General features: G+C 65.0%; 22 protein-coding genes. 12 read left to right on the top strand and 10 right to left on the bottom strand.

Annotated features, from left to right (window positions below; all coding sequences use genetic code 11):
- Positions 1–32: 32 nt before the first annotated feature.
- A complete protein-coding gene (locus tag BM348_RS04555; protein ID WP_092902427.1) occupies positions 33–383 on the bottom strand; it encodes a DUF192 domain-containing protein in 351 nt (116 codons plus the stop codon).
- A 112-nt stretch (positions 384–495) separates the two neighbouring features.
- Positions 496–1,503: a glutathione S-transferase family protein gene (locus BM348_RS04550; RefSeq protein ID WP_092902425.1), complete on the bottom strand. Its 1,008-nt coding sequence runs from the start codon at positions 1,501–1,503 to the stop codon at positions 496–498.
- Between the two features lie 193 nt (positions 1,504–1,696).
- Here BM348_RS04550 and BM348_RS04545 point away from each other — a divergent pair, with 193 nt between their 5' ends.
- Both BM348_RS04545 and BM348_RS04540 read left to right on the top strand, forming a co-directional pair.
- On the top strand, positions 1,697–2,764 hold the full coding sequence (locus tag BM348_RS04545) for an mRNA surveillance protein pelota (protein ID WP_092902423.1): 1,068 nt from the start codon (positions 1,697–1,699) through the stop codon (positions 2,762–2,764).
- Between the two features lie 130 nt (positions 2,765–2,894).
- Positions 2,895–3,092: a hypothetical protein gene (locus BM348_RS04540; protein ID WP_092902421.1), complete on the top strand. Its 198-nt coding sequence runs from the start codon at positions 2,895–2,897 to the stop codon at positions 3,090–3,092.
- A 42-nt stretch (positions 3,093–3,134) separates the two neighbouring features.
- Here BM348_RS04540 and BM348_RS04535 read toward each other — a convergent pair whose 3' ends face one another.
- Positions 3,135–4,667: a (R)-citramalate synthase gene (locus BM348_RS04535; RefSeq protein ID WP_092902419.1), complete on the bottom strand. Its 1,533-nt coding sequence runs from the start codon at positions 4,665–4,667 to the stop codon at positions 3,135–3,137.
- A 360-nt stretch (positions 4,668–5,027) separates the two neighbouring features.
- Between BM348_RS04535 and BM348_RS04530 the strand changes: the two genes are divergently transcribed.
- The 3 genes from BM348_RS04530 to BM348_RS04520 all read left to right on the top strand — a co-directional run bounded on the left by BM348_RS04530 (position 5,028) and on the right by BM348_RS04520 (position 7,582).
- Positions 5,028–5,999: a transcriptional regulator gene (locus BM348_RS04530; protein WP_092902417.1), complete on the top strand. Its 972-nt coding sequence runs from the start codon at positions 5,028–5,030 to the stop codon at positions 5,997–5,999.
- Positions 6,000–6,162: 163 nt separating this feature from the next.
- Positions 6,163–7,095, top strand: a complete 933-nt coding sequence (gene mch / locus BM348_RS04525; protein WP_092902415.1) for a methenyltetrahydromethanopterin cyclohydrolase — start codon at positions 6,163–6,165, stop codon at positions 7,093–7,095.
- Positions 7,096–7,126: 31 nt separating this feature from the next.
- Complete coding sequence (locus tag BM348_RS04520) at positions 7,127–7,582, top strand: hypothetical protein (protein WP_092902413.1); 456 nt, start codon at positions 7,127–7,129, stop codon at positions 7,580–7,582.
- Between the two features lie 62 nt (positions 7,583–7,644).
- Here the strand turns inward: BM348_RS04520 and BM348_RS04515 are convergent, their stop codons facing one another.
- On the bottom strand, positions 7,645–9,318 hold the full coding sequence (locus tag BM348_RS04515; protein WP_092902411.1) for a GTPBP1 family GTP-binding protein: 1,674 nt from the start codon (positions 9,316–9,318) through the stop codon (positions 7,645–7,647).
- A 149-nt stretch (positions 9,319–9,467) separates the two neighbouring features.
- Here BM348_RS04515 and BM348_RS04510 point away from each other — a divergent pair, with 149 nt between their 5' ends.
- The gene (locus BM348_RS04510) at positions 9,468–9,647 is read left to right on the top strand and encodes a hypothetical protein (RefSeq protein WP_092902409.1); all 180 of its coding nucleotides are present in this window, start codon (positions 9,468–9,470) and stop codon (positions 9,645–9,647) included.
- Positions 9,648–9,780: 133 nt separating this feature from the next.
- Here the strand turns inward: BM348_RS04510 and pyrF are convergent, their stop codons facing one another.
- Complete coding sequence (gene pyrF, locus BM348_RS04505; RefSeq protein ID WP_092902407.1) at positions 9,781–10,581, bottom strand: orotidine-5'-phosphate decarboxylase; 801 nt, start codon at positions 10,579–10,581, stop codon at positions 9,781–9,783.
- 172 nt (positions 10,582–10,753) lie between these two features.
- On the opposite strand from pyrF, the gene BM348_RS04500 reads away from it, so the two are divergent.
- The 5 genes from BM348_RS04500 (at position 10,754) to BM348_RS04480 (ending at position 14,360) form a co-directional block, all read left to right on the top strand.
- Entirely contained in the window at positions 10,754–11,131 is a 378-nt protein-coding gene (locus BM348_RS04500) for a methylglyoxal synthase (protein ID WP_092902405.1), read from the top strand.
- Positions 11,132–11,247: 116 nt separating this feature from the next.
- Positions 11,248–11,700, top strand: coding sequence for a MaoC family dehydratase (locus BM348_RS04495; RefSeq protein WP_092902403.1), 453 nt, complete (start codon positions 11,248–11,250; stop codon positions 11,698–11,700).
- 135 nt (positions 11,701–11,835) lie between these two features.
- Entirely contained in the window at positions 11,836–12,330 is a 495-nt protein-coding gene (locus tag BM348_RS04490; RefSeq protein ID WP_092902401.1) for a cation:proton antiporter regulatory subunit, read from the top strand.
- Between the two features lie 33 nt (positions 12,331–12,363).
- Positions 12,364–13,644 carry a cation:proton antiporter gene (locus tag BM348_RS04485; protein WP_092902399.1) on the top strand — a complete coding sequence of 427 codons (1,281 nt, stop codon included), beginning with the start codon at positions 12,364–12,366 and terminating at the stop codon, positions 13,642–13,644.
- A gap of 56 nt (positions 13,645–13,700) precedes the next feature.
- Positions 13,701–14,360, top strand: a complete 660-nt coding sequence (locus tag BM348_RS04480; RefSeq protein ID WP_092902397.1) for an HAD family hydrolase — start codon at positions 13,701–13,703, stop codon at positions 14,358–14,360.
- A 102-nt stretch (positions 14,361–14,462) separates the two neighbouring features.
- On the opposite strand, the gene BM348_RS04475 is transcribed toward BM348_RS04480, so the two are convergent.
- The 3 genes from BM348_RS04475 to BM348_RS04465 form a co-directional block, all read right to left on the bottom strand.
- Complete coding sequence (locus BM348_RS04475) at positions 14,463–14,972, bottom strand: hypothetical protein (RefSeq protein ID WP_092902395.1); 510 nt, start codon at positions 14,970–14,972, stop codon at positions 14,463–14,465.
- A 46-nt stretch (positions 14,973–15,018) separates the two neighbouring features.
- Positions 15,019–15,474 (bottom strand): DUF2240 family protein, encoded by a 456-nt coding sequence (locus BM348_RS04470; RefSeq protein ID WP_092902393.1) that lies wholly within the window; start codon positions 15,472–15,474, stop codon positions 15,019–15,021.
- Between the two features lie 127 nt (positions 15,475–15,601).
- A complete protein-coding gene (locus BM348_RS04465; protein ID WP_092902391.1) occupies positions 15,602–16,234 on the bottom strand; it encodes a reverse transcriptase-like protein in 633 nt (210 codons plus the stop codon).
- Between the two features lie 239 nt (positions 16,235–16,473).
- Between BM348_RS04465 and BM348_RS04460 the strand changes: the two genes are divergently transcribed.
- Entirely contained in the window at positions 16,474–17,385 is a 912-nt protein-coding gene (locus BM348_RS04460; RefSeq protein WP_092902389.1) for a DMT family transporter, read from the top strand.
- An 86-nt stretch (positions 17,386–17,471) separates the two neighbouring features.
- Here BM348_RS04460 and BM348_RS04455 read toward each other — a convergent pair whose 3' ends face one another.
- Both BM348_RS04455 and BM348_RS04450 read right to left on the bottom strand, forming a co-directional pair.
- Positions 17,472–17,756, bottom strand: a complete 285-nt coding sequence (locus tag BM348_RS04455) for a hypothetical protein (protein WP_092902387.1) — start codon at positions 17,754–17,756, stop codon at positions 17,472–17,474.
- A gap of 388 nt (positions 17,757–18,144) precedes the next feature.
- Entirely contained in the window at positions 18,145–20,376 is a 2,232-nt protein-coding gene (locus tag BM348_RS04450; RefSeq protein WP_092902385.1) for a CDC48 family AAA ATPase, read from the bottom strand.
- Positions 20,377–20,514 lie beyond the last annotated feature (138 nt).

Below are 20,514 nucleotides of genomic sequence, written 5' to 3'. Positions count from 1 at the left end.
ACGTGACGGCAAATGGCGTATGGCTGGCCGGTTCAGTCGTCCTCGAGAACCAGTCGGTCGCCGACATCGACCGCGCTCGCGGTTCCCGCTGGAAGTTCGACGATCAGGTCCGCCGTCTCCTTCGCGAACCCGCGCCAGGGTCGAAGCGTCTCGACGCGCTGGACGACATCGTCCTGAACCCAGACGACGTCGAGTGACATGAAAACGAACAGCATGTGGATGTCTCGAGCCTTCGCAGTGTCGTAGGTAAACGCGAGTCCGTAGCCGTCGGGAATCGACCGCCTGAACATCAGTCCGCGGGTCTGGCTCACGAGGGTGTCCGCGATTTCGACGTCGCTCGCGAGCGGTTCCCGCGTTCCGTCGGCGTGGTGGACGAGTCGCACAGCCTCGAGTCGACGCGGAGTCGTCAAAAAGATTCTCGCCGCGTCGCCGCTCGCTGCTTACCGCTTGCTGCTTGTCTTGCTACTAACCGCTTGTCGAACGAAACCTGTACCGTCAGTCGTCGGCGCTCGAGGCGGCCAGTTCCGTCGGCGGTCCGCCTGGGAGCTCGTCGCGGTCGTGTGCGGCCTCGAAGTCGAGATTCGGGCCGCGCGCGATGATTCCTGACGGCGTCACGTCCGGGTGGGTCGTGTAGTAGTGTTCCTTGATGTGATCCATCTCGACCGTCTGTGCGACGCCGGGAGTCTGATAGAGGTCGCGCAAGTACGGCCAGAGGTTCTCGTACTCGCGGATGAACTGGACGTTACACATGAAGTGGGTGTGATAGACCTGATCGAACCGGACGAGCGTCGTGAACATGCAGATGTCCGCCTCCGTGAGTCGATCGCCGGCGAGATACCGCTGGTCGGAGAGCACCTCGTCCCAGTGCTCGAGCGCGCCGAAGAGGTCGTCGATGGCCTCGTCGTAGGGCTCCTGTTCGGTGGCAAAGCCCGCTCGATAGACCCCGTTGTTGATCGGCTCGTAGATGTCGTCGATGATTCGATCGACTTCCTCGCGGTACCCCTCCGGATAGAGGTCCACATCCCGGTTCGCGACGTCGTCGAACTCGGTGTCGAGCATCCGCAAGATTTCTTGGGACTCGTTGTTGACGATGGTCTCCTCGCGCGTGTCCCAGAGAACGGGTACCGTCACCCGACAGGTCGCGTCCGGATCGGCGCGGACGTACAGTTCCCGCAGGTAGTCCGAACCGTACAGGTGATCCGGCGTACAGCCCGCTTTCTCTGGCGTGAACTGCCACCCGTCCTCGTCGCGATACGGGTCGACGACCGATACCGAAATCGCGTCCTCGAGCCCTTTCAGCGATCGGACGAGCAGCGTTCGGTGCGCCCAGGGACAGGCGTAGGAGACGTAGAGGTGGTAGCGACCAGCCTCGGGCTGGAACCGGGCGTCCGGATCGTCTCGGATCTCGTTGCGAAACGTCGTCTCCTGGCGTTCGAACGAGCCGTCCTCCCCGGTAGTCTCGTACGCGTCGGTCCGCCACTCCCCGTCGACGAGTTGGTTCATACCCGACGGTAGACAGTCCAGACACAAAACGAGGCGGCGACATCGATGTTACCGGGTCGGCTCGAGTCCGCTCGACATTGTTATTTCGAGCCTGCGTCCAGTCCATCGACCTCGAGCACCGCTACACCTTCGAGCGCCCGCTACATCTCGAGGGATCGCAGAGCACTTACCCACCCCCGCGGAACACACGCCCATGCAGATCAAGAGCCGGGAGCAGGTCGAGGGCGGCCGCGAGCGCGTCGAGGTCGTCCCCGAGAGCATCGACGACCTCTGGCACTTGCAGTACGTCCTAGAGCCCGGCGACCGCGTCGCGGGCGATACGACCCGGCGGATCCAGCGAAACGACGAGCAGATGCGCGATACGGGCGGCGAGCGCGAGCCGATGTGGGTCGCCATCGCCGTCGAGGACATCGAGTTCCACAAGTTCGCCAACCGACTGCGCGTCGGCGGCGAGATCGTCGCCTGTTCGCGCGAGGACCAGCTCGGCTTTCACCACACCTTAAACGTCGAGGAGCGCGACGAACTCTCGATCGAGAAGCGGTTCAAACCCGACCAGGAGGCCCGCCTCGAGGAGGCCGAGGAGGCGACGGAGAACCCAGACGTCGCCATCGCCACGGTCGAGGAAGGGGCCGCCCACGTCCACACGGTCGCCCAGTACGGCACCGAAGAGCGGGCGACGATCTCCGGACCGACCGGCAAGGGTGACTTCGCACGCGACCGCTCGGAACTGTTCGACGAACTCGCGGCGGTACTCGATCGGATGGACGTCGACGCGATCATCCTCGCCGGGCCCGGCTTCACCAAGCAGGACGCGCTCAAGCACTTCGAGAAGAACAACGCCGACCTGACCGACTTGATCACCATGGTCGACACCTCCGCGGTCGGCGACCGAGGCGTTCACGAAGTGCTCAAGCGCGGCGCGGTCGCGGACGTCCAGCAGGAGACCAGAATCGAGAGCGAGGCGGAGGCCATCGACGAACTCACTCGCCGGATCGCCGAGGGCGCGAAGGCGGCCTACGGACCCGAGGAGGTCAACAAAGCCGCCGAGTACGGAGCGATCGAAGAACTGCTGATCCTCGACGACAAACTCCGGAAGGAACGGGGCCCCGACGGCGAGTGGGCGCTCGACGTCGACGACATCGTCCGCACCGCAGAACAGAAAGGCGGCGAGGTGACCGTCTTCTCGAGCGAGTTTCCGCCGGGCCAACAGCTCTCGAATCTCGGCGGGATCGCGGCGCTGTTGCGGTATCGACTCGAGTGACCGCGAGAAAACGGGAGCGGTGACCGCGATAGAGACGAACGCGCAGACCACGTTAAGACGAGAGCGCTGACCACCCGCGCGCTCGAGCGAAAGCCGATCGATTCTCGTTGCTCGAGCGAAACGATTGGGTATGGACAAACGCTCACGTCTCATCGTCGGGACGATCTGGATCGCGGTCGCGTGCATCATGGCGACGACGCTCGAGCCGAGCGTGCCGACCACTGTGGTCGAAATCCTTCGGGTGTTCGTCGTCCTAATGGCGCTGTTTCTGGGGTTCGTCTATCTGTTCGATCCCCGCGGCCTGATCACCGAACGGCGGTTTCACTGACCGCGTAATTGAATCGGCAAAAGCCGCGCCGGACACCGACCCTCAGTCGTCGGCCATCGCGAGCGCCTGTCGATCGGACTCGAGGAGCCGATCGAGCGCGTCGACCATCGCCTCGACGCTGGCGCGGGTGATGTCGGCCTCGCTGCGGGCGACGGTGACGGTGCGGTCGTCCCGAGACATCGTGACTTCGACGGTCACGACGGCGTCGGTGCCGCCCGTAACCGCGTCGACGTGGTAGGACTCGAGTTCGGCGTCGGCCGCGGAGCCGAGCGCCTCGCGGACGGCGGAGACGGCGGCGTCGACCGGTCCGGAGCCGGTGCCGCTCGCGACGCGTTCCTCGCCGCCGACGTCGAGGCGAACGCTCGCGGTCGGGATCGGACCCCCGCTGGTCGCGGCGATGTCGACCAGTTCGACGACGCGCTCGCGCTCGGTTCCGGTGACGTCTTCGGCGATGGCCAGCAGGTCCGCGTCCGTCACGTGCCGACCGCGGTCGCCGAGTTCGGTCACCCGCGTCGCGATGTCGGCGACCTCGTCGTCGCTGGCGTCGACGCCGTGTTCCTCGAGCGCGGCTTTCACGCCCGCGCGGCCGGCGTGTTTCCCGAGTGCGAGTCGTCGCTCGCGGCCGACGGTCTCGGGCTCGTAGGGCTCGTACATCTTGTCGTCCTTGAGCGTGCCGTCGGTGTGGATGCCGCTCTCGTGGGTGAAGGCGTTCTCGCCGATCACGGCCTTGTTCGGCGCGAGCGGAATGCCGGTCGCGCGAGAGCAGACCTGCGCCAGGTCGTACACCTCCTCGAGCTCGAGCGTCTCGACGTCGTAGACGTGCTCGAGTGCGATGGCGACCTCCTCCAAGGCGACGTTACCAGCCCGCTCGCCGAGCCCGTTGACGGTGCAGTGAACGAGGTCGGCACCGGCGGAGACGGCAGAGAGGGCGTTCGCGACGCCAAGGCCCAAGTCGTCGTGGGTGTGTGCACTTACGGGACCGAGTTCGGCGAGTCGCGAGACGGCCTCGGCGGTGCGTTCCGGGCCCGTGTGGCCGACGGTGTCGGCGAAGCAGGTTCTGTCGGCACCGGCCTCGAGTGCGGTCTCCATCAGCGTCTCGAGGTAGTCGAGATCCGCGCGCGAGCCGTCCTCGCCGATGACCTCGACCCAGAGGTCATGGTCTTTCGCGTAGGAGACCAGTTCCGCGGTCTTCTCGAGGTTATCTTCCCGGGAGGTCCCGACTTTCCCCTCGACGTGCCGGTCGCTGGCCGGCACGACGAGGTGGATTCCGTCGACGTCACACTCGAGCGCGAGGTCGATGTCGGACTGGATCCCCCGACAGAAACTCGTCACGCGCGCCTCGAGATCGAGGTCGGTGACCCGAGAGATCGCCTGTCGCTCGCCCGCGCCGGTACAGGCGCTTCCGGCTTCGATGACCGAAACGCCCGCGCGCTCGAGCGCTCGAGCGATCTCGACTTTCTCGTCGGGAGAGAGCGAGACGCCGGGTGCTTGTTCGCCATCGCGGAGCGTGGTATCGAGCAGGCGGACGGTACGATCGGACGGAATCGTCTGTTCGGGGGAGTGTGTTACGGGCAAGAGTGATGAACTGCGATTTTCAGAATCGCGGAATTTCGCATCCAGCCGGGTCGCCCCGACTTCCTCTATCCTCGTCGTTCGGCGTTGAGATGGTATCTCGTGCCATTACACTGGGACAGTCGAACAGGAAGAACTTAAAGCCCCCGATGCCGGAGCACGTTCGCCGCGCCGTCGCCGTTCGAGCGCGTCGGATCGTTTCTCGAACCGCCCGTCGAATTCTAGCTGACTGCGCCTCGAGCGGCCCTCGACCGGGTGAACGATACTATATAAATATACCTCCGATATTTCGGGAAAACGCAATACGGGACCGGGGGATGTGCGGGACAACTCTTATGTAGAAGCAGTCGCTTACTTTATCCCATGTCCCGATCCGCACTGGTCGGCAACGTCACCGCGATGCTCGAGGACGCGGGCTTTGTGGTCAGCGACCGGTGTGCGATTCGACCGAAGAGTTTCGACATCGCAGCACGCCGCGGCGACGACCTCCTGCTCGTCAAAATCCTCGGCAACATCGACGCGTTCAATCGGGCGACCGGCCACGAGATGCAGCGACTCGGAACCTACCTCCACGCGACGCCGCTGGTCATCGGCCTGCGGAGTCGCGACGAGGATCTCAAGCCCGACGTCGTCTACTTCCGACACGGAGTTCCGGTGTTCAGCCCCGACACGGCCTACAACCTGTTCATCGAGGGCGTGCCGCCGCTGATCTACGCCGCGCCCGGCGGCCTGTACGTCAACATCGACGGCGACTTGCTCGCCGACGAACGCGAGGACCGCGACTGGAGTCTCGGACGCCTCGCGAACGAACTCGGCGTCTCCCGTCGCACCGTCTCGAAGTACGAGGACGGTATGAACGCCTCCATCGAGGTCGCGATGGCCTTGGAGGAACTGTTCACCTCCGAACTGACCAGCCCGGTCGACGTGCTCGAGGGGGCAGAGGACGTCCACGAGAGCGACTCGACCCCCGAGGACCCGGCCGCAGACCCCGACGACGAGGAAGTCGTCGCGGTGTTGTCGAACGCCGGCTACAGCGTTCACCCGACGCTCCGATCCCCGTTCAAGGCGATCAGCGAGGACCAAGACGACGGCGACAACGAGGTCGTTCTGACCGGTCACTCCGAGTTTACGAAGGCGGCCGAAAAGCGCGCCCGGATCATGAGTTCGATCGGGCAGGTGACCCGAACCCACTCCGTCTACGTCGTCGACAGGGCCAAACGAGACGCCGTCGACGGCACGGCGCTGGTCGAACGCGACGAACTCGAGGACCTCCGCGAGGCCGACGACCTGCGCGACGTGATCCGCGACCGAGCCGAGCGCGAAGAGGTCGCTTGATCGTCGCTTCGGTTCGCTCGAGTCGGCGTCGGTAGTTTTTCGGACGATTCCCCGCAGGACCCCGAACCCGGAAGCGATGAACGGATGCGAGCGCAAGACACGTGTCAGCCGTTTCGGGGTTCGAACTAATAAACTGTTTTAGGGAGGCGGGTGAAGCGAACCTATGGAGAGTCTCAACCGAATGGCGATCGAGCTCGTCGACGAAGCCCTCGAGTACGCCGAGGAGTTGAACATCGGCGGCTTCGATCTCGAGAACGAGGCCACCGTCCTCGACTTCGGCGTCGACTTCGACGGCGGAATCGAAGCGGGACTGTTGCTGACGGAGATCCAGACGGCCGGTCTGGCGACCCCCAGCACCGAACTGGACGACGTGGGCGGGGCCCCGATCCCGCACGTCGAACTGTCGACCGACCAGCCCGCTCTCGCCCTTCTGTGTTCACAGAAGGCGAGCTGGGAGCTCACGACCGACGATTTCGAGGGGCTCGGAAGCGGCCCCGCTCGAGCGCTGGTCGCCGAGGAAACCGAGTTCCGCCAGATGGGCTACACCGACGCGTTCGACCTCACCGCGCTCGCAGTCGAAACCGACGAGCAGCCGACGGAGGCGGCTGCGGCGCAGGTCGCCGACCTCGCCGAGGTCGAATCGAGCGGCGTCTTCTTGCTCGCCTACTCGACCGGGAGCCTCGTCGGCAGCGTGACCAGCGCGGCCAGAGCGGCGGAGATGGCGACGTTCCGGCTGACGGAACTGGGCTACGATCCGCGAGACATCGTCTCGGCGAGCGGGCGAGCGCCGGTCGCACCAGTCGCCGGGGACGAACAGGAGGCGATCGCCCGCACGAACGACGCACTGGCATACGGCGGGACGGCCCATCTCACCGTCCGCGAGGACGCGGACGTCTTCGAGCACGTCGCCTCGACGGCCGCCGACGAACACGGCCGACCGTTTGCCGAGATCTTCGACGACCTCGAGTGGGACTTCTCGGAGGTCCCCGCCGACCTGTTCGCGCCCGGGAAGGTGACGATAGACGTGCTGGGCGGTCCGACCCACGTCGTCGGCGAGACGAACGAGTCCCTGCTCGTCGAGTCGTTCGACCTCTAAGCGTAGCGTTTACACTGCTACGCATCTCGCCATGCGATTCAAACCAGTTCCCGAACCGCCCGCCGCCCTCGCGGACGTGGCGACGATTCGAGCGGCGGTTCCGGAGCGTCCAGACGAGAGAATCGACTGCTGTGCTCGGCTGATTGAGCGCACGTACCTCGAGGAGCGCGACGAGGCCGCGGACTGGCTGACCTTCCTCCGGGCGCTCGAGTTAGCGGCGGACGGGCCCGCGGGATTCGCCCAGACGTCGAACGAGATCGATCCCGAGTCCCTTCGAACGGCGTTTCGGGAGCGGGTCGTCGGCGTCGTAGGGATCCTCGAGACGCTCGAGGCGGCCGACCGGCCGCTCGAGCCCGCGGACATCTGCAACCGCGTTCGGACCCGAGCGAGCGGCGAGGAGGCGCTCGAGCGCACCGAACGGCTCCTCGAGTGGGCCGAGCTCCTCGAACTCGTCGCGGTCGATTCGGGCCGGTATCGGCTCCGCTAAGGGCGGTTCTGGTCGGTATAGAAAGATATGATGCGTGAGATGAGTGAGTCCGCCGGGGCAACTCAGTCCGCTGGATTCACGTCTGTCACGGTGCCGACGCCCTTGCTGCGGCCCTCGCGGAAGACGAACCGCTGTCCTTCCTCGACGAGGTACGGCCGGAACTTGAACTCGACCGTCGTCTTTCCTTTGTCACCCGGCAGGAGACGCCCGTTCTCCGGATAGAAGGCAGCGGCTTCGCCGATCGTCTCGAGGTGGACGACCGGTTCGTACCCCTCGCCGATGCGGGTGGGATGGTTGAGGACCATGACCTCCGCTTCGAACTCCCGAACTGGCTCGGGGTCGGCGTCGGCGGGCAGAAGGACCATCCCGCGCTCGATGGCGTCCTCCTGGATTCCCTTGAGTGCGATGCCGACGATCCGACCCGCCTGGGCCTGATCGACGCGGTGATAGTGCATCTCGATCGATCGAACCTCGACCGCCTCGAAGCGGCCGTCCGGCATCGGCCCGAGCAGTAACTCGTCACCCGCTTCGACGGATCCCGCCATCACCGTCCCCGAGGCGACGGCGCCGACGCCGGTCACCGAGTAGCTCCTGTCGACGTACATCCGGAACTCGCCGTCGTTTCCCGCCGTCTTCGGGAGCCGATCGAACAGTTCGTCGAGCGTCTCGAGTCCCGCCATCGTGATCGCGCTGGTGGCGACGATTGGGACGACGGTCTCGTCGATCTCCTCGACCGCGGCGTCGATCCCGTGGCGCGCGACGCTGAGCGGCGACTTGCCGACTTCTCTGAGCAGTCGTTCGACTTCGCGCGTCACCTCCTCGACGCGGTCGTCGTCGACGGCGTCGACCTTGGTGATCGCGACGATCGTCGGCAGCTCCGTCGCGAGTAAGATGCCGAGGTGTTCGCGGGTGACCCGCGTCGGCCCGTCGTCGGCCTCGACGACTAACAGGCCGTAATCGAGCTTCTGGCCGACCAGCCCACGGATCGTCGTCCGGAGCCACGGCTCGTGGCCCACGGTGTCGACGAACGAGACGAGTCGGTCGGCCTCCTCTACAACCTGCGCGCGGTCGCCCTTTCGGTTCGGGTTTCTGACGCGGATCGGGCCGTCGTCGTCGAAGCCGTAGACGGCGTAGGAGAGGTCGGCGGAGAGCCCGCGGTCGACTTCGTGGGGTTGAACGTCCAGAAACGCCCGCGTCGCCCCGTCGCCGTCGTCGGGCTTGCCGGTCACGAGCGAACCCACGAGCGTACTCTTTCCGTGGTCGACGTGGCCCGCGGTTCCGACCACGACGTGTTCGTCGTCGGTCTCGAGGACGGCACCCTCACAGATACGAGCGACGCCGACGAGACCCGTAGCGTCCGAGGAGGCGGTGTCGTCGCTCGCGCCGGATCGATCCGTGCCGCTCGCCGTGGTCTGGGTACCGGAGCCGACGCCCCACGTCTGTACGTCGTCGATGTGGCAGTCGGCCTCCTCGGCGAGCAAGGAGAGGACGTCCATCGACTCGGAGAACGTCTCCGGATCGATTCCCGCGAGGCCGCCGTCGTCGGTGACGCCGACCACGTACGTCGCTTCGCCGTCGCCGGAGAGGACGCGGTGTCGCAGTTGGGCGGCCAGACTCTCGCGTCGCCCGCCCTCGAGGTGGACGTCGCGAAGGAGTCGTTCCTTGAATTCGACGCTGCCGCCGTCCTGTTCACCACGTTCCAGGGCCCGCTCGAGTAAGGCCCGGTCACGGCTCATGTGCCACGGTAGAGAGTCACAGCGCAAAAGCCTTCTCGTTGAGTGTCAGACGTTGACACTGGACAATGATGGGTTTCTCGCGCGAATATCAACTATGGATGACCAATTCCGGGAGCGGTTTCAAGCGCCTGGAGTCCCTACGAAGACGTATGAGCGTAAGTGGGCTCTGCCAGATCTGTGAAGCGCGACCGGCCCAGGCTCGGTGTGACAACTGCGGGACGCTGGCCTGCGAGCAACACTACGAGCGCGACCTCGGACTCTGTGCGGACTGTGCGGCCCAGGCGCGACCGGGCGAGCAACCGGACGATACCGATATTCACCGATTCTGATCGACCATTCGACCGGTTCGTTTCACTGGTGGATAGCCCACCGCTGGAAAAACAGCTACCGGCGGCGTCGACACCGGCCGGCCTCAGTTCCGATACCGATTCAGTGGCTCGGTCTCAGTACTAGTCAGGAATCTCACTCTCGATACTGGTTCAATCTGGACTGCAACTTCGCCGCGGCCTGGCCGGCGGCGGCTGCGAACTCTTCTCCCGCGTCCTCGCCGGCGAAGATGATCCCTCGAGAGGAGTTGACGAGGCCGACGCCGTCGGCGAGGCCGTGCTCGACGGCGGCTTCCGCGTCCCCGCCCTGCGCGCCGATCCCCGGCACGAGGAAGGGCAGATCCGGTGCCAGCTCTCGGACCTCCTCGAGTTCGTCCGGGTTCGTCGCGCCGACGACGAGGCCGACGTTGTCGTTCGCGTTCCAGGTGTCTGCCAGCGCCGCCACCCGTTCGTAGAGCGGTTCACCGGACGCGAGTTCGAGGTCCTGCAGATCAGCACCGCCGGGGTTCGAGGTTCGACAGAGGACGAACACGCCGGCTTCCTCCTCGGCGAGAAACGGCTGGAGGGAGTCACGGCCCATGTAGGGGTTGACGGTGATCGCGTCGACCGTCTCGAGGATCTGGGCGTACTGTCGGGTCGTGTTGCCGATGTCGGCCCGCTTGGCGTCGAGCAGGACCGGGACGCCCTTGCCGTGGGCGTAGGCGACCGTCTCCTCGAGGGCGCGCCAGCCGTCGGGGTCCTCGTAGAACGCGGCGTTTGGTTTGTAGACAGCGGCGTGTTCGTGGGTCGCGTCGATGATCCGGCGGTTGAACGCCCACCGCGGGAGGTCGTACTCCGCGAGGTGGTCCGGGATACGTTTCGGGTCGGGATCCAGCCCGACGCTGACGATGCTGTCGACCGAGGCGATGCGGTCGTGCAGTCGATCGAAGAAGTTCATGCCCTCGAGTGCAAACCCGACGGCCGAAAGTGTTGCTATCGGCCGCGCCTCGAGTGCGATGCCTCCGAGGACGGTGATCCGGATACGACGCTGTCGCCGTCACTCGAGAAACTGCGCGGTGTCATGGAATCGACACGGAAAACTATCCCAACACTCGTCTTAAGACAGGAATATGACGCGACTGGCGCTCATCGCACACGACGAGAAGAAACCGGAACTCATCGAGTTCGCACAGGCCCACCGATCGCAACTGCTCGAGTACGACCTGATCGCGACCGGGACGACCGGCAAGCGACTGATGGAAGCCACCGACCTCGAGATCGACCGCATGGAATCGGGACCGCTCGGGGGCGACCTGATGATCGGCGCGCAGGTGGCGGAGGGACGACTCGATGGCATCGTCTTCCTGCGGGATCCGCTGACCGCCCAGCCCCACGAGCCGGACATCTCGGCCCTGCTGCGCATCTGCGATGTCCACGACACCGCGCTGGCGACGAACGTAGAGAGCGCGACGTACCTGCTCGAGGGCGTGGCCGACTCGGACGACTAGTCGGCGCGTCGAACCGTCTCGGACTCCGCTCGAAGAGTTCGAACGCCGACGCGGCGTCGGCGCTCCGGTCGATCGATCCAGCAAGCTATTTCTCGGTTCACCGGCGTTCTCGAGGCATGGCAACGTACTACGAGGACATCGACGTCGGAGATACCCACACCTTCGGCGACCGAACGATTTCGAAAGACGAGATCATCGAGTTCGCCGAGCAGTACGATCCCCAGACGTACCACGTCGACGAGGACGCCGCCGAAGATTCCATGTTCGGGGAACTCATCGCGAGCGGCTGGCACACGGCGTCGCTGTGTATGCGCGAGTTCGTCGAAAACATCGCCGACGAGGCGTGGCTCGGGGCTCGCGGCATCGACGAACTCCGCTGGATCAAACCCGTCACGCCCGGCGACACGCTCTCGATGACCGTCGAAGTCGTCGACAAACGACCGCTCGAGGACGACCCGACGGTCGGTCACGTCGACACCAGACTGACGGCGTACAACCAGGACGACGAGGCCGTGATCACGTGGATCGGACTCGGCATCGTCGCGCGCCGGGACGCCGAACAGTCCTGATCGGGTCCTCAAGGAACTTCCTCTCGCTCTCGAGGACGAACTGACTCCTCGAGAGACCCGGGGTGAGCGGACGATCGTTCGGTGCTCGGAGGGAGTGTCACGGTATTTAATATCCGTCCGTCTCGACTAGAGGGTATGACTATCTACGAGAGCGACCTTCCCGGCGTCGGGAAGAAATACGAGGTCGAACTCGAGGGGGGAGAACGCCTCGTTATCGTGACACACAACACCGGAAAGCGTGAGGTCTACCTGAAACCCGACGCGGACGCAGACAGCGACAAACTGTTCGAACTGCCGGATCGGATGGCTCGAAAAGTGGGCACGATCCTCGAGGGCGCGTACTTCCAGCCGGTCCAGACGAACCGGGTCGAAACGATGCTCGCCGACGAAACGTTCATCGAGTGGTACGGCGTGCCGGCGGATTCGGACCTCGCTGGGCAGGCGATCGCCGACGCGAAGGTCCGCGAACGAACCGGCGTTTCGATCATCGCGATCCAGCGCGGCTCCGAAGTCATCACGCCGCCGACGCCCGAAACCGTCCTCGAGGCCGAGGATACGGTCGTCGTCGTCGGCGAGCGCGAGGACTGCATCGAGTTCGAACAGTTGCTCGGGAACGGCGGGCAGGAGTGATCGCCGTGGAGGGCTCGCAGGGGGTGACAGCGAGTGGCGACTGAAACCACGCTGATCGAGATCGGCGTCCTGTTCGCCGCGGCGGCGAGTGCCGGCGTTCTCGCGAACCGACTCGGACAGTCGGTCATCCCGTTGTACATCCTGTTCGGAATGGTCTTGAACGAGTACGTGCTCGGTTCCGCGCCGGTCCCCGAGTTCCTCACCCCAGTCGTCGGCGAGACATTCCCCTACCTGGCCGAGACCGACTTCATCTACCTCGGGGCCGAACTCGGAATCGTCTTCCTGCTCTTCTTTCTCGGCCTCGAGTTCAACCTCGAGCGACTGCTCGAGACCAGAAACCGGATCGGCAAAGCCGGGTCGATCGACCTCGCGTTGAACTTCGGCGTCGGACTGGTACTCGGCTGGCTCTTTTTCGGCGACCTCCTGGCTGCGTTCATCCTCGCCGGGATCGTCTACATTTCCTCGTCGGCGATCATCACCAAATCACTCATCGACCTCGGCTGGATCGCGAACGACGAGGCCGACGCGATGCTCGGGACGCTCGTCTACGAGGACCTGTTCATCGCGATCTACCTCGCCGTCGTCTCGGCGCTCGTTCTCGGCGGCGGCAGCGTCGGCGACGCGATCGGTCAGATCGGCGCCGCGATGGCGTTCATCGTCGGACTGCTGGTGCTCGTTTACTTCGGAACCGAGTGGTTCCAGCGACTGCTCGAGACGGACTCCTTCGAGTTTCTCGTCCTCCGGACGCTCGGTGTCCTCGTGCTCGTCTCCGGCGCCGCCCTCTCGCTCGGCGTCAGCGAGGCCGTCGCGGCCTTCTTCGTCGGGATGGCGTTCTCCTCGACCGACCACGTCCACGACCTCGAGCAACTGCTCGCGCCCCTGCGAGACACGTTCGCTGCGGTCTTTTTCTTCTGGATCGGCCTGCTGACCGATCCGAGCGTGTTCGGCGGCGTGGCGGGCATGATCGTGGTCGCCGCCTTGTTCACGACGCCGGCGAAACTCGTCAGCGGCTACCTCGGCGGTCGGATCTACGACCTCGACGAGCGCCGATCGATTCGAGTCGGCCTCGGGATGGTCACCCGCGGTGAGTTCTCGCTGATCATCGCGAGCACTGTCATCGCGGTCGCCAGTTCGGGTTCTGGCGGCGCGATCGGGACGGGTACCGTCGATACGATCTACGCCTTCTCGGTCGGTTACGTGCTGTTGATGAGCATCCTCGGGACGACGCTCATGCAGTACTCCGACCGCGTCGAAGCGGCGCTCGTCCCGCGACTCGAGCGCGCCGCAGGCGCGGAGGGACGACCCGGAAATTAGGGGACTGAATCCCGAAAAGAGATACCTTCAAACCCGTCCGGTTCCTTGCACCGAGCATGGTAGAGGCGGTCGTCTTCGACCTCGACGAAACGCTGGCCGTCCCGGACCGGGATCGGGAGACGATTCTCGAGGACGTCACCGCTGCGACGGGGATACCATCGATCAGCCGCGAGTCGTACCTCGATGCGCACCGCCAGAACCTCACGCAAACGACCCGCAAGCCGATCTTCGCCGAACTGTTGGCCGATCGAGAGACCGACGCGGACGCCGAGGAACTCGCCGTCGCGTACCGCCAGACCATCGCCGATTCGCTGTCGCCCGTCGCCGGCGTCGAATCGCTGCTCGCTGACCTCCGGGACCGCTACAGCGTCGGCCTGCTCACGAACGGCCCCGTTCGGGCCCAGCGGGACAAACTCGAGACGCTGGGCTGGGAACGGGCCTTCGACGCGGCGCTCGTGACGGGCGAACTCGAGGCGGGCAAACCCGACCCGCGAGCCTTCGACGCGATCCTGTCCGAACTGGCCGTCGACGCCGAGAACGCGGTTTACGTCGGCGACGACGTCGAGGCCGATATCGCCGGCGCGACTAACGCCGGAATGGACGCGATTCAGGTGCTGAAACCCGACGGTCCCGCACCGGACGACCGGGCCGCCGGCCACCTAGCGCAGGATTCGATCGCGACGGAGCTCCCGGACGTGCTCGCGACGCTCGAGTGAGTGAAACCCAGGTCCGACGCAGATTGGACGCACTTTCGACGCTGAGTGTTACGCTTCCACGCTGAGTGAACGCGTTTCTGCGGCGACGAATCTCCCGAAAAGTCACTCCGAAATCGATCGGCTCACGTCGTCGAAGACGTCAGACGCTCGCTTGACCTCGCCGCCGTCTTCGACGAACACGAGCGTTTTCGGCGGCGTCGTCGCTTTCGGCCGAACCCTGAGTCCGACCGCCTCGGCGGCGCTTGCCGCGCGATCGCGGCCCCGTTCGAACTCGACGCGGACCCGATCCTCGTGGACGAACACGCTGGCGACCGGCCGCTCCCGTTCTGCCGGCCCCTCGCGTTCTGTCTCTGCTTCACGGTCCGTTTCCTGCGCCTCACGTTTCGTTTCCTCCGTTCGGTCCGACCCCTCCGTTCGGTCCGACCCCTCCGTTCGGTCCGACCCCTCCGTTCGTCCGACGTCGTACGCTCGAGCGCCGTCGGTCGTCGGCTCGACGTCCGTGTCGGCGTCGACGACTGCCAGCCGCTCGAGGTTGCCGTCTTCTCGGCCGTCGATTTCGCTCGCGAGGAGTTCGGCGATGCGACGGCCGTCCGTAACTCGCGTCTCGACCATACGGTCAGGTCGGCCCCGACGGAGTAATCGTCTTCGATCGCGGGGTTCAGTCCTCGGACCCGACTAAGGCGTTTCTGGCGACGGGAGCCAGGTCGGAGACGTCGATTCCCTCCCGGCGCGCGTAGACGACGGCCGCGGCTTCGATCGTGACGTCGAGTTCCTGCTGGAGAGTGTTGATCGCGCCGACGGCCTCGTGTTTCTCCATTCCCTCGGCGACGAGCGCATCGAGGACGCGCTCGAACGCCGACCGCTCCGCGAGGATGTCCTCGTCCGGAACGAAGTCGTCGGGGATCGTCACCGTCGCGGGGTCGAACGATAGCTCGAGGTCGGTTCCGTCCCGGGACAGGAGGTCTTCGCCGGTCGCGACGTCGATCAGTCGCGTCGCCTGATCGGGCGAAAACCAGTCCCGGTCCAGCGAGAGCGCGACGACGAACTCGTTTTCTCGAAGTCTGTCTGTGCCGTTCTGGACGAACGGCGCAGCGACGGCGACGCGAAGACTCATCGAAATTGATTCTTCAGGGCGAGAAAATAACGATGGCGGTTCGAACCGGAGCGATCGATACGGGTGATCGAACCGAAGCGGTCGCCGGACCGAACGACGGCCCGCTCGTCTGGGTTGGCGGCGTCGATCAATCGGAGGCGCGACCGCCGTTTCGGTTGGCTCGAGACGGCGGCGGAACCTCCGAAATCGTCGGCTCGGGCGGATCGGGGAGCACGCACCGATCGAGTTCCCGGTTGACGTGTTCGTACTGGGACGGCTCGTTCGCGAGGGCGTGAGCCGGATTTTGGTCGCTGTCGATGCGGGCCGCACGGATCTCGTCGAAGCCGTTGACTCGAGCCCGAATGCCCCGCCAGTGGTGTTCCGTGTTCGACGGGATCGAAAACGGTCGCGGCGGCTTCCGATCGGGATGGTTCGTCGCCAGAATCGCGTTGTTGACGTTACTGGCCAGCGAATCGTGGTCGATGAGAACGCCGACGCTCGCGTGTTTCGGTGCGCGTGCGGCAAGCACGTCGAGCCCGAGGTGCAACGCCCGATACTCGGCGACGTTGTTATCGGGCGGGGCGTCCGCGGTCGCAACGCGTGCGACTCGAGTGCCGTCTCTGGTTTCGATAACTGCGCCGAGCCCGCCACCCGTCTGTCGGAACGACCCGTCCGTCGCGACGTAGAAGTCTCGATGGTGGGTTCGGGGTGGGTGTGCGATGTGTGGGGTCGGCGACTCGTCGAACAGGTCCCGCAGTGCGGGGCGGCCGTGAGCGGCCATACCACACGTTGGTTCTGAAGGCAACTTAAAGTTTTGCCAGGTATCTGCCCGTGAAATCGCCTCGAACAGCGCAGGGAGTTGTGCAATACACCAAATTCTGGATTGCCAATACGTGCCCGAACCCTCCCAATTGGGGCCGACTTGCAGCGTCGCTCGAGCGAGGACGATAGCCGCATCGAAGTCCGCTCTCATCGACGGAATACCACAACGTATAGGATTCGCGACTCGAACGGCGATGCGTGAGTCGAAGTCGTCCCGCCTTCCTGTTTGGCCTCCTCTCGATCCTCTGGGGATCGGCGTTCGTCGCGATCAGCGCCGGTCTCGAACACTTCCCGCCGGTGTTGTTCGCCGCGTTTCGCTACGATATCGCGGGCTTGCTGATGCTCGGCTACGCCGCCTACGCCGCCGAGAACTGGCTCCCGCGCGGACGCCGGGAGTGGTACGCGGTCGCCGTCGGTGCGGTGTTTCTCATCGCCGGCTACCACGCGTTCCTGTTCGTTGGCCAGCGCCACACCACCGCCGCCGCAGCGGCGATCCTGGTAAGCCTCTCGCCGGTTCTGACCACCGGGTTCTCGCGGGTGCTGTTCCCGGCCGACGCGCTCTCGTCGGCCGGACTCGGCGGCGTCGTCCTCGGACTCCTCGGCGTCGCGATCATCGCTCAACCCGACCCGGGAGACCTGTTCGCGACAGACGTGGTCGCGACGATCCTGGTCTTTCTCGCCGCGACGGCGTTCGCGCTCGGAAGCGTCCTCGTCAGACGGATCGACGCGCCGATCGAGATCGAGACCATGGAGGCCTGGTCGATGCTCGGCGGCGCGCTCGTGATGCACGGCGCGAGTCTCGCGATTCGGGAACCGATCGATCCCTCGGCGTGGACCGCACCCGAAGCGATCGGTGCGCTGGCGTATCTCGCGTGTGCCGCGAGCGCGGTCGGATTCCTGCTCTACTTCGAGTTACTAGAGCGACTCGGCGCCGTCGAGATCAACATGGTCTCGTACGTCGCCCCGATCGTGGCCGCCGTCGTCGGCTGGCTCTACCTCGACGAAGCGATCGAGCCCGCGACGGCCGTCGGCTTCGCCTGTATCGCCACCGGCTTTCTCCTCGTCAAGCGCGAGGCGATCCGGCGCGCGATCGCCTCCGTGGGTCGATAGCCCTCGCCGAACGACTCGAGCCGAACCGTCCCCAGTCACAACGGCTGGAACTACCTACCGATCACAACGGTGGAACCGCCAACCGATCACAGTTCGTCTTCGATTCGATATGAGTGACCCACGTAGAGCGCCCCGAGGTTGCACCCCAGCAGCGCGAGGAAGGTTCCGGTTTCCGGCCCGTTCGAGAGCCCGGTGAGCAAAAGCGGAATGTAGACGAACGGCAGGATGATAGCCAGCCAGAAACTCGCCACTCGGATCGGCTTCGCGACCGACGGGAGGTAACGCTCGAGCGGCCGCTGTGTTGCCTCTTGCCCGTCGACAGATTCGCCCGACGAAGTCCGCCGGCGATCGTGTGGTGATTGGTTTGACATTACGGTTCGAGATAGAACGGGCTACTCCGCTGGCGTGGAAATAGGGCCCCGATCGTCTCGAGAAGTTGTGGAGAATTCAGACGAATGAAGACGAATGTGACGCCAGATATCGACGGCTATCGGCGGAAAACCCAGTCAGCTACCCCCGTGGCCCGAATTCGAGTCAGTCGCAGCGAAACCGCGATCGTGCCCGCTACCAACGGGTGCGTGTCCCGACGAAACGGTCGGTTAACGGACCGTTGATCGAGTGTCCGTTCTCACCGGCGACTGAACTGACGTTTTCACCGGCGACCGAAACCACACTCACAGAAATCGAGCGGCCGCGCTCGTCGAGGAACCGAACGATCGATCCCGATAGCTCGGGGACGCGAGCGAAACGGGAAAGCGGTTACTGGAAGCCGATACGACTGCCCCGGCGACCCGTCCCCGGTTCGGTCACGCTCGAGCCGCCCGCGAAGTCCTCTTTGATCTGCTCGTAGTAGTCGAGGATATCGTCGGTGATCGTCGGGCGAACGTTCTCCATGGCCTGTCTGAAGTGACGCATCTCGACGACGTCCGCCTCGGTGTCCTCGCGAAGGGCTTCGATGGCCGCCTCGCGCCCGATCGACTCGAGGTCGCTGCCGACGTAGCCGTCCGTGATCTCCGCGATCTCCGCGAGACTGACGTCGGCGGCGAGCGGCGTGTCCTGGGTGTGGATCTCGAGGATGCGCTCGCGGCCCTCGACGTCCGGTTCGCCGATCATGACGAGGCGGTCGAACCGACCCGAGCGGAGCAACGCGGGGTCGATCATGTCCGGGCGGTTCGTCGCGCCGATGACCATCACGTTGCCCATGTCCTCGAGGCCGTCGAGTTCGGTCAGCAGCTGGTTGACGACCCGTTCGGAGACGTTCGATCCGACCTCGCCGCCGCGGCCGGGCGCGAGCGCGTCGAGTTCGTCGAAGAAGATCACCGTCGGGGAGACCTGCCGGGCCTTGCGGAAAGTCTGACGGATCGCCTTCTCGGACTCGCCGACCCACTTCGAGAGGAGCTGTGGCCCGCGGACGGAGATGAAGTTCGCGTTGGTCTCGTTAGCGACGGCTTTCGCCATCAGGGTCTTGCCGGTGCCAGGCGGCCCGTACAACAGGACCCCAGCGGGCGGATCGATACCCATCCGATCGAAGCGCTCGGCGTTGTTCAGCGGCCACTCGACGGATTCTTGGACCTGATCTTTGGCATCGTGGAGGCCGCCGACGTCGTCCCAAGAGATCTTCGGTAACTCGACGAGGACCTCCCGCATCGCCGAGGGCTCGACCTCGTTGAGCGCGCCGCCGAAGTCGTCGCGTTTGACGATCATCCGGTCGATCAGGCTCGGCGGGATGTCCTCCTCGTCGAGATCGATCTCGGGGAGGTAGCGTCGGAGCGCCTTCATCGCCGCCTCTTTGGTGAGGCTCTCGATGTCCGCGCCGACGAAGCCGTGGGTCTCGTCTGCCAGGTGCGAGAGGCTGACGTCGTCGGAGAGGGGCATCCCGCGCGTGTGGATCTGCAGGATCTCCTCGCGACCGACCTCGTCCGGGACGCCGATCTCGATCTCGCGGTCGAACCGGCCGGGCCGTCGCAGCGCCGGATCGACCGAATCGACGCGGTTGGTCGCGGCGATCACGATGACCTGGCCGCGGGCCTCGAGGCCGTCCATCATCGTCAATAGCTGTGCGACGACGCGGCGTTCGACCTCGCCCGTGACGTCCTCGCGTTTGGGCGCGATGGAGTCGAGTTCGTCGATGAAGATGATCGCGGGCGACTCCTCGCTCGCGTCCTCGAAGATCTCGCGCAACTGCTGTTCGGACTCGCCGTAGTACTTCGAGATGATCTCCGGCCCCGCGATAGAGAAGAAACTCGCGGAGGTCTCGTTTGCGACCGCTTTCGCGAGCAGCGTCTTGCCGGTCCCGGGCGGACCGTGGAGCAACACGCCCTGTGGCGGCTCGATCCCCAGTTTCTTGAATATCTGGGGGTGTTTCATCGGCAACTCGACCATCTCGCGGACCCGCTGGATCTCGCTCTGGAGGCCACCGATGTCCTCGTAGGTGATGCCACCGCCGGTTTTCTCGAAGCCTGAAATCGGTTCTTCTCGGAGTTCCACGTCAGTATCCTCCGTGATCAAGACGACGCCGTCCGGTTCGGTCTCGACGGCGATCAGGGGGATCGCCTGCCCCGGCGAGCGCATGAACGGGTGGTTCGTCGAGGACATGACCGGGACGATGTCCTCGCCGACGACCGGTCGCTTCAGAATCTGGCGTTTGACCATGCCCGCGGCGTCGGAACCGAACTGCACCGACGCCTCTTCGGGCGGCGCGAGGACGAGTTCGTTCGCCTTCGTCGCCTCCGCCTTCCGGATCGTGACCCGTTCGCCGATCCCCACGTCGGCGTTCTGGCGCGTAAAGCCGTCGATGCGGACGGTGTCCGTGTTCCAGTCCTGTCGGTCGGCCCGCCACACCTTCGCGGCGGTCGTGTCTGCACCTTCTATTTCGATGATGTCGCCCGGACTGAGCTTGAGATGCAACAGCGTGTCCGGATCGAGTCGGGCGATACCGCGCCCCGAGTCGTTCGGGTACGCTTTCGCAACCTCGAGTTGAACTTCGTTCATATTTCGGGATGGACGGCGTTGTCTGTAACTCCGGTACGTGATCGGATAGGTTTTGTGCTCGTGTGAGCAGCGGCTGTGAGCCGGCGTTCGACCATGCTATCGTCTAACACATGGTGGTCGGACAGGGAGGTACATAGA

Origin of the sequence: Halostagnicola kamekurae (genome assembly GCF_900116205.1) — an archaeon.
GTDB classification, from domain to species: domain Archaea; phylum Halobacteriota; class Halobacteria; order Halobacteriales; family Natrialbaceae; genus Halostagnicola; species Halostagnicola kamekurae.
Note: the sequence above shows the minus strand (reverse complement) of the source record. Positions and strands in the feature narration are given on the sequence as shown.